Consider the following 13,920-nt stretch of genomic DNA (forward strand, 5'->3'; position numbering starts at 1 on the left):
CTCTGTCGAAAGCCTTAAACGCAGTATAAAGCCCGTTCAACCCCGCCCTGCGGGAGCCTCACAAGCATCTCACTCCCGTGTTACATTGACTTAAAAGGGAATAACCATTTCTGCGTCAATGCGCCTTGGATTGAGATGCCTGTGAGGCTCTGAACTGATTAGATATTTAATGTGATTGGTATTATTGCCGACCACCATACGATTGAGGATCTCGGCGTGCAGATGCGGCAAGTTAAAACGTTCATTCTGATAGAAATCACTAAAGGCAGCCTTGCCTCGCATCACGGGCTCTGTGGCGGGGGGCGATAAATACACACATCGTCGCTAAAGAGCGCCACAAAGCTTGCAAGGTCGCGTTGGTTATAGGCAACTAACTGGGCTTGCACTAAGGCTTCGGCTGTTTGTTCTGCTATCTGGGGTATTTGCTGGCTCAAGCTATCTTCCTTCAAAATCGGTGCTGAATCTGACAAGAGACGTTAACCCGTCAAGGTTAACGAGAAAGGGCTTTCAACGCTTATTATCGTTATCTCAGCCTGCTTTCCCGCTATCGCGATTAATGATGAATTAAAATTTATTATTCCAATAGCTTAAGCTGCGTTTGCCCCCAAGGTGTGGCAAAGGGCATGGCTTCTTGTGGGGTTAAGGTAAATTCCTGCTCACAACCATCGCCACGGGGCATTTCCCAAAACTTAATCCCATTCGCCTCGAGGGTGAGCTGAAAATCCCCAGAGCCGTCGGCACTTGGGCATTCAGCATCTGGTGCCGCATTGGCGAACAACTTTTCTTTAAGTACAGGCGGGAGCTGATAACTCATGCTTTCTGGTAAGTTTTGCGAGGGTTTATCGGCGATAAACCACTGCCACGGATGGAAAGGTTTGCCATCGGCGAGGGAGAAGCTAACAAACTCTTGGCTGATCCCATTGGCGCCAAAACCCGCCGCCCAGCGGTATAAACGCACGCTGAGCCAATGCTGATTGAGGAAAATCGGTTCTGCATAGGTTTCATCGGCCACAAAATGGCCCATTTGAGACAACATTCTGCGGCGCGTATCAAAGGTTTGTGCCAGCTGCGCATCATCGGTGAGTTTTTTCTCAAGCCACTGATTAATGGCGGGAATACCTTTTTGTGGACCGTTAAATTCGATACCGACTTCTGTGCCATAGGTCAGCGGACGGTATTCAATGGTTTGAAAAACTTGCCATTTTCCGCGGCTCAGTGAAGGTTTGGTTTCAAGTGGCAGATTGTAGGCATCGGCGCTGCAGTCATCCTGGTTGTCGGGGCTGAGTTGGCGCTCAAGCTTTATGGGTAAGGATTTGCCTGAATTGTCTTTAAACCAATGGCCGCTGAGTTGCTGCGCCGTCGCGCTATCAAACTGCCAGTTTCCGGTGTTGTTTTCTTCTTCCCAAATACCGTTTTGCAGCTCGAGCTGTATTGGGGTTAGGTAGCGTTGATAGTAGTAACTGCCGCTGCCGTATTGGTTAAAGCAGACTCTAATACTGCTTTTACCCAGCGTTCCTTGCCAGACTCCTGAGAGTTCATCGGCGGCAAGAGTGCTAAAAGGTAGCGTAGTGGCAAGCAATAGGCTTGAGGACAGCAGCGTTAGTAACGTCCGTGTATTCATGTTTTTCTCTTAAAAGATAATCGCTTATGGTTTTACATGTCGGTTATAAAAAAGTCGCCCTAAGGCGACTCTTAACGGTTTAAGCTTGATAAACGGCAGGTTTAGATAGCCGTTTATCGCGTCAAAAGGCCTGTTTATTCGACCTGCCAATCGATTTGTTCACCGGCGCGAATTGGCACCACATTGTTGTCGCCAAGTGGGTAACTGACTGGCACATCCCAAGATTTTTTCACTAGGGTGATGGTATCGCTGTTGCGGGGCAGATTGTAAAAATCTGGGCCGTTGAAGCTGGCAAAGGCTTCTAATTTATCCAGCGCATTGACCGATTCAAAGGCTTCTGCGTACAGCTCAATGGCCGCATGGGCAGTATAAGAACCCGCGCAGCCACAGGCGGCTTCTTTACGATCTTTAGCGTGTGGCGCAGAGTCGGTACCGAGGAAGAACTTCTTATTGCCACTGGCCGCGGCACCTAACAGCGCTTGCTGGTGGGTATTGCGCTTTAAAATCGGCAGGCAATAGAAGTGCGGACGAATACCGCCAGCCAACATATGGTTGCGGTTATAGAGCAAGTGGTGCGCGGTGATCGTGGCGGCCACGTTGTCAGACGCTTGAGTCACAAAATCAACTGCATCCTTAGTGGTGATATGTTCGAGAACGATTTTAAGCTTAGGGAAATCGGCCACGATCTTGCTGAGGATATTCTCAATAAATACCCGCTCGCGGTCGAAAATATCAATCGATGAATCAGTCACTTCACCATGCACTAGGAACAACATGCCCACTTCCTGCATTGCTTCGAGGGCGGGGTAGATGTTCTTCAAATCAGTCACACCAGAATCCGAGTTGGTGGTCGCGCCTGCTGGATAGAGTTTCGCGGCAACGATTTTGCCCGAGGCCTTGGCTTTACGGATTTCTTCTGGGCTGGTTTTGTCGGTGAGATACAACACCATTAAGGGTTCAAATTGCGAGCCAGCTGGCACTTGCGCCTTGATACGATCGTAATAAGCCAATGCGGTTTCGGTATCGATAGCGGGAGGAACCAGGTTTGGCATGACGATAGCGCGGCCCATATAGCGGCTGATATCGCGAACCGTGTCTTTTAATTGTGCGCCGTCTCTTAGGTGAATGTGCCAGTCGTCAGGACGAGTAATAGTGAGTGTTGTCATAGGGCGATTCATCTTGTTGAATATTTTTGCTGCGAGGGTGGCAGGATCTTATGTGGCAAGGATTTAGCTGTAAAGGGAAACTCAGACAATTCGCTAAGAAAAGTGTTAACACATGTTGAGTGCCCACTGTCAGTCTTTCACTTAGCTTTACCTACCCATCTGGAGCGGACACTTTCTCGAAAATCTGCGGACACTTTTTAATAAAGCCCTCTGTGTCCGCGGACACTTTTATCTTGAATTTCACTTAACTTTATGAAAATAAATATTTTAATGGAATTGGCATAGGCGTTGCTATTACTGGTTATCGATTTTTAATAGTGTCCGTAGCGATGGGCCTATCCAGCCCTACGACAGGGAAGCGAGAAACGCCATGATTAAAGATACCAGCGGCCAAGATAAAGTCCTTGTTCCATCGACCGCCAAACGCCTCAAGTTGCCTCTGATGATTGGCGGCTGCACCTTACTGGTTAGCGCCCTAGTGTGGGCCAGTTTTGGTAGCGATAAAGTTAGCCAGTCCATCAGCCGTAGCGAGCTCACTACCGCCACTTTATATGTTGGAACGCTCACTCGAGATGTGGCCACTACGGGCAAAATTGTTGCCGCCAATGCACCGATTCTCTACAGCACCGAAGAAGGCACAGTAACGCTATTGAGCAACCCCGGTGATAGCGTTAGCAAGGGGGATGTAGTCGCAAAGCTGGAGAGTCCAAGATTAACCAATCAATTAGAGCAGGCGAAATCGCTATTGGCGGGATTAGAGAGCGCCCTTGAGCGTGCCAAGCTGGACGCCAGACGTAACCAATTACAAGTCAATCAAACCTTAGATATGGCCAAGGTGGATTTGGAAGCGGCCGAGCGTGAACGTCGTCGTGGCGAATTGCTTATTCAAAGCCAACTTATTGGTCAGATCGACTATGAGAAAGGTAAGGACGATCTGCATAAGGCTAAGTTGAAATTTGAGCATGCTTTGCAGGACGCTGCATTAACAAAAGATACCTTGAGCTTCGAAGTCAAAAATAAAGCCCTCGAAGTGGAACGCCAACAGTTAGCAGTGCGTGAGCTTGAGCGTCAGGTTGAGGCTTTAAATATCAAAGCTCCCGTTGGTGGCATTATTGGTAACTGGTTGACCGAGCAAAAAACGCGTCTAAGTGCCAATCAGCCCATCCTGACCGTGGTCGATTTAAGTGCCTATGAGGCCGAGTTAGCTGTGCCTGAATCCTACGCCGACGAGTTAGGACTCGGAATGGAGGTCGAACTGAGCTTCGGTGAAGTCAAACTCATGGGCAAGTTATCCTCTATTTCCCCCGAAGTGCGTAACCGTGAAGTGACTGCCAGAGTGCAATTTGCCCAGAGCGAAAGCTTGAAGCTGCGCCAAAACCAACGTATCTCCGCCAGAGTCTTGCTCGAACACAGGACGAATGTGTTGATGGTTAAACGCGGCGCCTTTATGACCAGCGGTGGTGGCGATGAGGTGTATCAAGTCGAAGGCGATATTGCTACTCGCCGCGACATTAAGCTTGGCAGCACCAGCATGAGTCAGGTGGAAGTGATCGAAGGCGGTAAAGCGGGTGACGAATGGGTGATCTCCAGTGTTGAGCCCTTCAACCATGCCGAACAGGTCAAAATGCATTGATGACCGATAGTCAAAAATTACTTATTAATCAAATTGATGTAATTAACGCCGCTCTGGCTAAAAAGTCTGCGGCTAAGGTGTACAAGGAGTTCATTATGCGTACTAAAAGCGTCGATCTTGGTCTGTTGATGTCATCCAAATTGTTTGGTGTTCTGGCTTTAGCCCTACTGGTGGTGGCAGTGGAGCTGGGCATAGGTGAGGCTAATAGCTGGTTTTTCCTCGGTTTGAATATTTTGGAATGGACGAATCCCCTAGAAGAAGCGCGCCAGGTGGGTGATGTCTCGATGGAAAGTGTGAGCTTTATATTCGCCTGTCTCAATGGGTTGTTCGATGCCTTGAGTGGGGTTGTGATGGGCCGTTTTGCGGGGTAATGGATTTGGCTTTGCGTCAGCCGTTACCACTTAAAGATAAAGAAATACTGGCGCGTTTTATAAGCCGTTTGCGCGTAAAGATAAAAATTAATCAAGGAAATTAAAATGTTATCAATGAAGAATATCAGCAAGGTTTTTAAAACGGACTTAGTGGAAACCCATGCGCTGCGGGATTTCAACCTTGAGGTGAACGAGGGCGAGTTTGTGGCGGTTACGGGTCCTTCGGGCTCAGGCAAAACCACCTTCTTAAATATCGCTGGCTTGCTTGAAGGCTTCACCCATGGGGATTATTTTTTAGATGGAATTAATGTCTCCAACCTCAGTGATAACAAGAGTGCCGCCGTACGTAACGAGAAAATTGGCTTTATCTTCCAAGGCTTTAACTTAATCCCCGATCTTAACCTCGCGGAAAACATTGAAGTACCGCTACGCTACCGTGGTTTTAGTGCCAAGGAGCGTAAACGCCGTGTGGAGCAAGCGTTAGAACAAGTGGGCTTAGGCGCGCGGATGAAGCATTTGCCGACCCAATTATCCGGCGGTCAGCAGCAAAGGGTCGCGATTGCTCGCGCTTTAGCCGGGGAACCCCGTTTTCTGCTCGCCGACGAACCAACGGGTAACCTCGACAGCCTGATGGCGCGCCAAGTGATGGAGTTATTAGAGAATATTAATCAGTCTGGCACCACGATCATCATGGTGACCCACGATCCTGAACTGGCTCGTCGAGCTCAGCGCAATATCCAAATTGTCGATGGTCAAGTCTGCGATTTTACCATGTATCAACCCAATGCGGCCCGCAGCGCAAGCCATAGCAGTGTCGATAAATTGGTTGCTAACGCCCAAGGCTAGGAGCGGTTATGTTCTTCTATTACTTAGATTTAGCTTGGCGTAGCATCAAAAAAACGCCCATGTTGTCGGCATTGATGATCATGGCGATTTCTATCGGCATTGGCATCACCATCACCACTCTTAACATCTACAAAATGATGTCCACTAACCCTGCGGGAGAGAAGTCTGGCAAATTGTTTGCGGTGCAACTGTGGAGCCAAGGGCCAGATGCCTGGGACCGCTTCGATCCACAGATCACCTATCAAGATGGTTTTAACTTACTTAAGAGCGATATTCCACGTTTGCAAACGCCAATGTTCCGCACGGGCGGCGCGGTGCAAACCGAAGATCCTGCGTTTTTACCCGTGCTGCAATCTCGAGTGCGGGTGACCAATAACGACTTTTTTCCAATGTTTGGCCTCGAGTTTCAATATGGTCAGGCGTGGGATGACAGTGTCGATCAGGATGCTCGCTACGAAGTGGTGCTCACCGATGAGCTGAATAAGACCCTGTTTGCGGGCAAAAATAGCGTGGGTAAAACGATTTATTTCAATGCTAAGCCCTATCAAGTGGTTGGAGTGCTCAAGCCTTGGGCACCGAGTCCAAACTATTACGATCTTAACAATGGCGCTTTTGGCAATGTGGATACCTTGTTTGTGCCCTACAGCTTAGCGCCGATTGAGGAATATGGTAGTTGGGGGAATACCAACGGCTGGAACTATGAAAGCATCAACAACTATGCACAGCGTTTAACCTCCGAAAAGCATTGGACGCAGTTTTGGGTGCAACTGGATACGCCTGAGCAAGTGGCAGAGTACCGTCAGTGGGTGGGCCAATATATTGAACAACAAAAGAAATTAGGCCGCTTTGGCTCACCTAAGGCCGATGTGCAGTTGTCCGATGTTGACCAATGGTTAGCCATTAATAAAGTGGTGCCAGAGGATAACAAGGTGCTGGTGGGCCTCAGTGTACTCTTCTTGATTGTCTGTTTAGTCAATATGTTAGGGTTGTTGCTGTCGAAGTTTTTACGTCGCGCTCCCGAAATTGGCGTGCGCCGCGCCATCGGCGCTAGCCAAGGGCAGATCTTTGCCCAGCATATGGTGGAAGTGTCTTTGATGGGATTATTCGGCGGTTTACTCGGCTTGGCTTGGGCTTGGGGCTCATTGATGCTACTGACCAAGAAGTTTGACTTGGAGTCGTCTTTAACTCACCTCGATACCAGTATGTGGTTGATAGCACCAATGATCGCGATTTTGGCGGCTGTGGTGGCTGGTATCTACCCCGCGTGGCGTGTGTGTACGACTAACCCAAGTGTTTATCTCAAGAGCCAATAATCGGGGGCAATATGTTACATATCAAACCTATTTTAAGCAGTTTATTACGCAGTAAAAGCGGCCCCTTGTTACTGTTGTTACAGATGATTTTATCTGTGGCTATCGTGGCAAATGCTAGCTTTATTATCGCCGAGCGCCTGAATTTAATGGCCCGTGAGTCGGGAATTGTTGAAAGCGAAGTATTTGATTTCAGTATTTATCATTTTGATAAATCGACAGATTTAGTCGCGCAGGATAAACGGGATCTGGAACTCCTGCGGGCTATTCCTGGGGTGATTGATGTTGCGCCCACCTCAATGGCTCCCCTTAGCGGTGGTGGTTGGTCGAGTAACTTTACGCTGGGGCCTGAGGAGCGCGCTAAATCTACGCCCAATACGGGCATGTATATGAGTGATGAGCATTTTATCAACTCCCTAGGACTGAAGTTAGTCGAAGGACGTAACTTCTATCCCCAGGAGATCACCACAGAGTTGCTGGAGGATGGTGGCAAGATGATTGTCACTAAAGCCTTTGTTGATAAAGTGTGGCCGAATGAGTCAGCCCTTGGCAAGAGCGTGTATATGGGTACGCAGCACTATGTGGTGATTGGGGTGGTTGAACGCTTACAAACGGCATGGGTTGATAACAGTAATCTTGAGTTTAGTTCCGTATTGTCGGTGAATTATCCCGCTGACTATAAACGCTATTTAGTAAGAGCTAAGCCGAGCGATATCGCGCGCTTAAAAGGAGTCATTCCCGAGCTGCTGCACAAGGAATATCCAAGCAGAGTGGTTGAAGACTTTACGACTATTGCTGAGCGACGCATCGAGGCGTACCGTGACCATGAGTTAATGGCAACTGTACTGACCATGATGGTGGTGTTACTGCTGTTGATCACATCCCTTGGGGTGACAGGCATGGTGATGTTTAATATCCAGCGCCGCACTAAGCAAATCGGCACTCGCCGCGCATTAGGGGCGAAAAAACGGGATATTATCAGCTACTTCCTCGTCGAGAACTATTTGCTCTGCTTGCTCGGCGGCGGCATTGGAGTGCTGTTAGCGATTCAGCTCGGCCAGCAATTGATGAGCCTCTATAGCCTGCCGATGCTGGAGATAATCTATCCATTGTTAACTGTGGTGGGACTGTTTGCGGTAACCACCCTTGCGGTGTACTTACCTGCTCGCAAGGCCGCTAAGATTTCTCCAGCGACAGCTACCCGCAGTGTTTAAATAAGTTGAAGGGCATTAAGTGTGATAACAGTAGGATGTTATTGCACTTTTTGTTACTTTAAGGTTAATAGTTTTACTCAGGACGCACATGCTCACATGGACACTATTTTGATTGTTGACGATAACCATGCCATCTGCCAAGCCTTAGGCTTAATGTTGGAGATCAATGGTTACCAAGTGTTGACTTGTCATACGCCCGAAGATGCCCTTAGCCTAATGGCAACCCAAGATGTTGATTTGGTTATCCAAGACATGAACTTCACCCGCGATACCACCTCGGGGGAAGAGGGAAAACAGTTATTTTATGCGCTACGTGAGCGTCAGTCTGATCTACCAATCATCCTGATGACGGCCTGGACCCAGTTAGAAACGGCGGTCGAGTTAGTGAAAGCGGGCGCCGCCGATTATATGGGTAAACCGTGGGATGATGCTAAGTTACTCAACAGTATCACTAATTTAATTGCGCTACATAAACTTGCCCGTGCAAACCAACAACTCGAACGGGTGAACTCTCAGCGCCAAGTGGCGATCGCCGATGCGGATCTCTGCGGAATCGTGTTTGGCAGTGGCGCCATGCAGCGCTGTATCGACTTAGCCTTGCAACTGGCGCGTTCCGATGTGTCAGTATTGATCACCGGCCCCAACGGTGCGGGTAAAGACAAACTTGCCGATATAATCCACGCTAATTCCCCCTTAAAAAACAAACCTTTTATCAAGGTGAATGTGGGCGCTTTGCCGATGGAGTTGCTCGAAGCCGAACTCTTTGGTGCCGAGGCGGGAGCTTTTACCGGCGCCAATAAGGCGCGCATTGGTCGCTTTGAGGCGGCCGATGGCGGCACGCTGTTTTTGGATGAAATTGGTAATTTACCCCTGTCTGGCCAAGTGAAATTATTGCGGGTATTGCAAACCGGGGAGTTTGAGCGCTTAGGCAGCCATAAAACCTTAAAGGTGAAGGTGAGAGTGATCAGTGCGACTAACGCCGACCTTGCCCAAGATATTGTCGAGGGGCGTTTCCGTGAGGACTTATTCTACCGCTTGAATGTGATTGAATTGGCATTACCGCCGCTGAATCAACGTGTTGATGATATCTTACCTTTAGTGAAACATTTTGTAGGCGAGAGCTTTAGCCTGAGTAAACCTGCGCAGCAAGCCCTATTACAGCACCGCTGGCCGGGCAATGTGCGGGAGTTGGAAAACGCTTGCAAACGTGCGGCGCTGTTGGCCCAAAGCCGAGTGTTAACCGAAGCCGATTTTGGTTTGCCCCCTGTCCATGGAAATCATTCCTGTGCAATAAGCACTACGACATTTGGGCGAAACCTGACCGAAATGACACCGATTGAACCGCAGGTGAAAAGTTTGCCTCATGCCGAGCCTGCTCAATCGGACTCTAGCGACGCTATGGATGTTAGCCGTGAGCAGATTGAAATGGCCCTAAGGCAGCACAAGGGCGTGATTGCGCGCGTGGCTAAATCCCTAGGCTTGAGTCGACAGGCCTTGTATCGCCGCATGGATAAGTTTGGTCTAGAAAAATAACCATAGCATGATAAACACTGAGCATTAGGCGGAATTTTAGGTGCAACTGCGAACAAAATTAATCATTTATTCAACCGTTTGTTGCGCCTTAGGTGTGCTCTTGACCTTAGGTGTTGTGAGCTATCGTCCGTCTATCTCGCCCGTTGAAGTCGCTGAGCCCATCAAGATCCCCGATATCACTATACCGCCCTTCGATATAGATAAGCTGCAAGAGACTGTCGAGGCAGCGATAAAAAATAACGAGCAATTACAACAAACTCTGCCATTGCAGGAGCGTTTAAGGGCGGAACAGATTAAGCATGAGCTGCAAAAGTTGGAGCAACTTAAGCAAGAACAGCTGCAAATAAAGCTCTATAAACTCGAGCGGCTTAAAGACGGGCTCTTTAGTCCTTCAGTCCATCCTGAGGTGCCACCCATAGCGCCACCCGCTGAATCTATCTCGCTGCCTAAGTTGAAGTTAGAACACGAGGCTGTGTCCACACCGCCAATTACTCAATGGCTATTCATATTACTGTTTGCCTGCGGAATCTGTGCCTTAGGTGTGGCTTGGTTTACCCGCCATTTAGCTCGCAGTCTCAATGCCTTAGAGGTTGGTTTTCTCAACTTTAATGACAATGACTTTAGCGTCAGCATTCCTGCAAATGGTGAGGGGCAGTTGAAAGCATTGGCTGAGTTATTCAATGATTCGGCGGCTAAGCTGCGCCAAGAGCGGCAATACATTTACCAGCGCGAATTGCTATTGGATAAGGTGATTCAAAGCTCTCCGAATGTGATGCTGCTGTTTAACGACCACCAAAAACTCATGTATGCCAACGATGCGGCGCGGCATCTTTTTCATATCAAAGGCAAGATGGAAGGATTGAGCCTCGACGAGTTGCTGCAAGACTTACCCGAAGCACTTGCCTTGGCCCTTAAGCAAGAAAAGAGCGGCCTGTTTACCATGGGTGAGGATGATACTGAGACTTGGTATCTGAGTCGTGGCCAGTTTTTACTGAATAACCAGCAGCATAACTTAATTTTGCTCAAGCAGATGACTCGAGAGCTCAATCGTCAGGAAGTGGCGGTATGGAAGAAGGTGATCCGCATTATCAGCCATGAGCTAAATAATTCCGTTGCGCCAATCGCCTCCATGGTGAACTCGGGGCGTTTACTGACGAAAGATCTCGATAATCCTAAGCTTAAGCTGATATTTGACACCATAGAGAGTCGCACGAATCACTTAAGTCAGTTTATTTTCAATTATGCGCGCTTTGCTAAACTGCCTTTACCACAGCGACGTGAGGTGCCATGGCAGCAGCTTGTCGAGCATTTAACCCAGCATTATCCTTTTACCTTAGCCAATGAGTTGCCCGCTGAAATGGGTTATTTCGACCAAGGGCAAATGGAACAAGTCCTGCTGAATTTACTGAAAAATGCCCATGAATCAGGTTCTAATCCCGATGAGGTCACGCTATCGATTCGCTTTCAAACGCTGGTGGATGGAGCGGGCTTTAGTATCAAAATCGAGGACCGCGGCAGCGGTATGTCCGAGGAAGTGTTAGAGCAAGCCCTATTGCCCTTTTACTCAACTAAACAATCGGGTACAGGCTTGGGCTTACCACTTTGCCGCGAAATCATTGAGGCCCACGAAGGCAGTATTAGCATGCATAATCGCAGCGACGGCGGGCTATCAGTACAACTCTGGTTACCGCAATAATCTGCGTTTAAGAGTGTATCAAGAGTTTTCATTACTCATTCTAACGTATTACCCAAATGGGCTATTTTGCGGTTTTTACCTTAGCTTTTTGGGCTAATTTAGGTCTCCGTCTAATGACTAGCGATCTTCAATCCTGTTAACCTTTCTTTAATGAAAATAAGCGTAAAATGTTACATGCACAACATGGCGTAGTATGCGTTTACGCTAAAGCAGCATCTTAAGGTAAGGAGGGACCTGTGAAATCGTTAATTCAGCGGTTGTTGTTCAGTTTCTTGTGTCCATTCTTGTTTATAAGCGCTCCCGGCGCGTTAGCCGATGATGATATTGAAATCAGTGGGCTTGTGATAGATAGAACCTTAACGCGTTTTGGTAAGGATTTTGGTTTTTACTACTCAAGTTATTGGCGCGAATTGCCGTTTACTCAAGGGTTTAACGTGACCTTGTATGAAACTGTATTTCCACAGGCGGGGACAGTTTTGAATTTAGAAGTGAATGGTACTCGTATTTATACCACGCACTTTGGTCGTCGGGCGAACCCGATTAAGGAGAGCGCAGAGCAGGCCATTTTGTTGACGATTGATTACTTAGCTCAAGTTAGGGCTAATGCGATTACGGGTGATTTTTCAGGAACATCGGACGATTTGTAGGATAACAATAATGACATTCAGGACGTTACTTTCTCTTGCTGTGCTTTGCATAGCTCACACTAGCCAAGCAACCGAATTAATCTATACCCCCGTCAACCCAAGCTTTGGGGGCAATCCAGCGAATGGCTCCTTTTTACTCAATAAAGCGCAGGCTCAAAACGATAATAAAGCCAGCTCTACTGAGAAGGACTTTGTTACTCGTTTTAAGGAATCATTGGAACGTAACATCATTAACTCCATCACCCGCGGCGTTGCCGATGGTGAGATCACCGATGGGGTGTACGATACGGGCGATTTTCGTATCGAAGTCGCTTCTACTGGCACCGGGGTGATGTTGACCATCACTAACATTGAAACTGGTGAAGTGACTGTGATTGAAATGCCAACTTTTGGAGGCGGAAACTAATGGCACGTTCCATCCTTATCGCTTCTATGCTGCTGAGTATGTCCGCCTGTAGCTTGATCCCAAAGCCTGACTTAAATATAACTCCTGCTCAAGTTAATCCGATGAGTGAGGTGATGAAGGAACTACAGAGTCAGCCTGGGCCTAAGTTTCCTATTCCGGTAGCTGTCTATTCGTTTCGCGACCAAACAGGCCAGTATAAGCCTCAGGCGAACGTGAGTTCCTTCTCCACGGCGGTCACACAAGGGGCGACATCGATGCTGATGCAAACCTTGATCGACTCTAAATGGTTTACGCCCGTTGAACGTGAAGGCCTACAAAATTTATTAACTGAGCGCAAAATCAGCAATAAACAAAATGGCTCAAAGGGCGATGATATCCCCGTGTTATCGACGGCGAGATTGCTATTAGAAGGCGGCATTATCAGTTACGAGACTAACACCAGCACAGGCGGTACAGGGGTTGAATATTATGGTATCGGCGCCTCGGAAATGTACCGTGAGGATCTGGTCACTATCTATCTGCGTGCTGTTGATGTTCACACAGGCAAAGTGATGATGTCTGTATCTACAAGTAAAAGGGTACTTTCACAGGAAATGCGTGCAGGCCTGTTCCGTTATACCAGTTTGAATCGTTTGGCCGAAGCCGAAGTCGGTTTTACGACTAACGAACCCGTGCAATTTTGCGTGTTGCAGGCTATCGAACTCGCGGTCGCCGAGTTGATCGATAAGGGCATTAAGCAAGGCTATTGGAGTCAGGCACAAGTGGCACAGCCCGCTGAAAAACAGCAGGAGTTGAGCCAAGGCTAATTCCTTTTGCGATAATAAGCACCGAGCCAGATACGTATCTGGCTCGTTTTTTTGTTTAATTAATCGGCCTGTAATGCCTTCCAAAACAGCGCAAAGCTGGCATCTCGGTAATGTTTATCTTTGCCTAATTCTGGATTATCGATAAAAAAGCGCGTGGCGGCCAAGTATTGCCCGTGACAGTTTTCAAGCATTAAATCAACGGGATAGTGTGCAATCAATCCCATCAGTTGTCCTTGTTTTATCAATTGCGCGATAAACCCTAAGATACTGTTCATCGCCTGCTCGCGAATATGCAGAGCGATCTGCGGCGACATAGAATACTGCTGAAAAAACAACTGTTTGACTGGATTTTCAATCGACCAATCGATCGCACTCTGCCAAAGCGTTTCGGCATTGTGTTTTAGATCTTGCCCCTCGCCGACCTTTAATAACAAGGCATCGGCGAATTCTTGCTTGATGGTAAGAAAAAGGCTTTCCATCAGTGCTTCCTTGGTCGGAAAATGATGGAACAGGGTGCCCGTGGCGACGCCCGCCTGTTTGGCGATCGATGCGGTCGAGGTGCCATGAAACCCTTGGTCGACAAATAGGCGTAAGGCGGTTTCCAAAATGGCCTGACGTTTATCCGTTATGGGTTTAGTGTCTGTATCTGTTGGTAATAAGCTCGGCATAAC

General features: G+C 48.1%; 13 protein-coding genes and 1 pseudogene. 10 read left to right on the top strand and 4 right to left on the bottom strand.

Features of this window, described 5'->3' with window-relative positions; all coding sequences use genetic code 11:
• Nucleotides 1–183 precede the first annotated feature (183 nt).
• From SHD_RS22410 to pyrC, 3 genes and pseudogenes are all read right to left on the bottom strand, one after another.
• Nucleotides 184–422: pseudogene (locus tag SHD_RS22410) on the bottom strand (nuclear transport factor 2 family protein); the annotation flags it as partial.
• Nucleotides 423–574: 152 nt separating this feature from the next.
• The gene (locus SHD_RS21170) at nucleotides 575–1,621 is read right to left on the bottom strand and encodes a hypothetical protein (protein WP_023269012.1); all 1,047 of its coding nucleotides are present in this window, start codon (nucleotides 1,619–1,621) and stop codon (nucleotides 575–577) included.
• 134 nt (nucleotides 1,622–1,755) lie between these two features.
• Nucleotides 1,756–2,787, bottom strand: coding sequence for a dihydroorotase (gene pyrC, locus SHD_RS21175; protein ID WP_023269013.1), 1,032 nt, complete (start codon nucleotides 2,785–2,787; stop codon nucleotides 1,756–1,758).
• Nucleotides 2,788–3,157: 370 nt separating this feature from the next.
• Between pyrC and SHD_RS21180 the strand changes: the two genes are divergently transcribed.
• The 10 genes from SHD_RS21180 to SHD_RS21225 all read left to right on the top strand — a co-directional run bounded on the left by SHD_RS21180 (nucleotide 3,158) and on the right by SHD_RS21225 (nucleotide 13,249).
• A complete protein-coding gene (locus SHD_RS21180; protein ID WP_023269014.1) occupies nucleotides 3,158–4,420 on the top strand; it encodes an efflux RND transporter periplasmic adaptor subunit in 1,263 nt (420 codons plus the stop codon).
• Nucleotides 4,421–4,515: 95 nt separating this feature from the next.
• On the top strand, nucleotides 4,516–4,791 hold the full coding sequence (locus tag SHD_RS21185) for a hypothetical protein (RefSeq protein WP_039979002.1): 276 nt from the start codon (nucleotides 4,516–4,518) through the stop codon (nucleotides 4,789–4,791).
• A gap of 105 nt (nucleotides 4,792–4,896) precedes the next feature.
• Nucleotides 4,897–5,637 (top strand): ABC transporter ATP-binding protein, encoded by a 741-nt coding sequence (locus tag SHD_RS21190; protein ID WP_023269017.1) that lies wholly within the window; start codon nucleotides 4,897–4,899, stop codon nucleotides 5,635–5,637.
• Between the two features lie 8 nt (nucleotides 5,638–5,645).
• On the top strand, nucleotides 5,646–6,950 hold the full coding sequence (locus SHD_RS21195; RefSeq protein ID WP_023269018.1) for an ABC transporter permease: 1,305 nt from the start codon (nucleotides 5,646–5,648) through the stop codon (nucleotides 6,948–6,950).
• Nucleotides 6,951–6,961: 11 nt separating this feature from the next.
• The gene (locus tag SHD_RS21200) at nucleotides 6,962–8,161 is read left to right on the top strand and encodes an ABC transporter permease (protein ID WP_023269019.1); all 1,200 of its coding nucleotides are present in this window, start codon (nucleotides 6,962–6,964) and stop codon (nucleotides 8,159–8,161) included.
• 96 nt (nucleotides 8,162–8,257) lie between these two features.
• On the top strand, nucleotides 8,258–9,694 hold the full coding sequence (locus SHD_RS21205; protein WP_023269020.1) for a sigma-54-dependent transcriptional regulator: 1,437 nt from the start codon (nucleotides 8,258–8,260) through the stop codon (nucleotides 9,692–9,694).
• Between the two features lie 40 nt (nucleotides 9,695–9,734).
• Nucleotides 9,735–11,390, top strand: coding sequence for a sensor histidine kinase (locus SHD_RS21210; RefSeq protein WP_023269021.1), 1,656 nt, complete (start codon nucleotides 9,735–9,737; stop codon nucleotides 11,388–11,390).
• 236 nt (nucleotides 11,391–11,626) lie between these two features.
• Nucleotides 11,627–12,037 carry a curli production assembly/transport protein CsgE gene (locus SHD_RS21215; RefSeq protein ID WP_039978899.1) on the top strand — a complete coding sequence of 137 codons (411 nt, stop codon included), beginning with the start codon at nucleotides 11,627–11,629 and terminating at the stop codon, nucleotides 12,035–12,037.
• A 10-nt stretch (nucleotides 12,038–12,047) separates the two neighbouring features.
• Nucleotides 12,048–12,443 carry a curli assembly protein CsgF gene (locus SHD_RS21220; protein ID WP_023269023.1) on the top strand — a complete coding sequence of 132 codons (396 nt, stop codon included), beginning with the start codon at nucleotides 12,048–12,050 and terminating at the stop codon, nucleotides 12,441–12,443.
• On the top strand, nucleotides 12,443–13,249 hold the full coding sequence (locus SHD_RS21225) for a CsgG/HfaB family protein (protein WP_023269024.1): 807 nt from the start codon (nucleotides 12,443–12,445) through the stop codon (nucleotides 13,247–13,249). The genes SHD_RS21220 and SHD_RS21225 overlap by 1 nt, the downstream gene beginning before the upstream one ends.
• A 59-nt stretch (nucleotides 13,250–13,308) precedes the next feature.
• Here the strand turns inward: SHD_RS21225 and SHD_RS21230 are convergent, their stop codons facing one another.
• Nucleotides 13,309–13,917: a TetR/AcrR family transcriptional regulator gene (locus SHD_RS21230; RefSeq protein ID WP_023269025.1), complete on the bottom strand. Its 609-nt coding sequence runs from the start codon at nucleotides 13,915–13,917 to the stop codon at nucleotides 13,309–13,311.
• Between the last annotated feature and the right edge of the window lie 3 nt (nucleotides 13,918–13,920).

Origin of the sequence: Shewanella decolorationis S12 (assembly GCF_000485795.1) — a bacterium.
Classification (GTDB): domain Bacteria; phylum Pseudomonadota; class Gammaproteobacteria; order Enterobacterales; family Shewanellaceae; genus Shewanella; species Shewanella decolorationis.

Coding starts and splice junctions, on each gene's coding strand:
- SHD_RS21200 (WP_023269019.1), top strand. CDS start 6,962: ATGTTACATATCAAACCTATTTTAAGCAGTTTATTACGCAGTAAAAGC.
- SHD_RS21185 (WP_039979002.1), top strand. CDS start 4,516: ATGCGTACTAAAAGCGTCGATCTTGGTCTGTTGATGTCATCCAAATTG.
- SHD_RS21205 (WP_023269020.1), top strand. CDS start 8,258: ATGGACACTATTTTGATTGTTGACGATAACCATGCCATCTGCCAAGCC.
- SHD_RS21180 (WP_023269014.1), top strand. CDS start 3,158: ATGATTAAAGATACCAGCGGCCAAGATAAAGTCCTTGTTCCATCGACC.
- SHD_RS21230 (WP_023269025.1), bottom strand. CDS start 13,917: ATGCCGAGCTTATTACCAACAGATACAGACACTAAACCCATAACGGAT.
- SHD_RS21195 (WP_023269018.1), top strand. CDS start 5,646: ATGTTCTTCTATTACTTAGATTTAGCTTGGCGTAGCATCAAAAAAACG.
- SHD_RS21190 (WP_023269017.1), top strand. CDS start 4,897: ATGTTATCAATGAAGAATATCAGCAAGGTTTTTAAAACGGACTTAGTG.
- SHD_RS21225 (WP_023269024.1), top strand. CDS start 12,443: ATGGCACGTTCCATCCTTATCGCTTCTATGCTGCTGAGTATGTCCGCC.
- SHD_RS21220 (WP_023269023.1), top strand. CDS start 12,048: ATGACATTCAGGACGTTACTTTCTCTTGCTGTGCTTTGCATAGCTCAC.
- SHD_RS21170 (WP_023269012.1), bottom strand. CDS start 1,621: ATGAATACACGGACGTTACTAACGCTGCTGTCCTCAAGCCTATTGCTT.
- pyrC (WP_023269013.1), bottom strand. CDS start 2,787: ATGACAACACTCACTATTACTCGTCCTGACGACTGGCACATTCACCTA.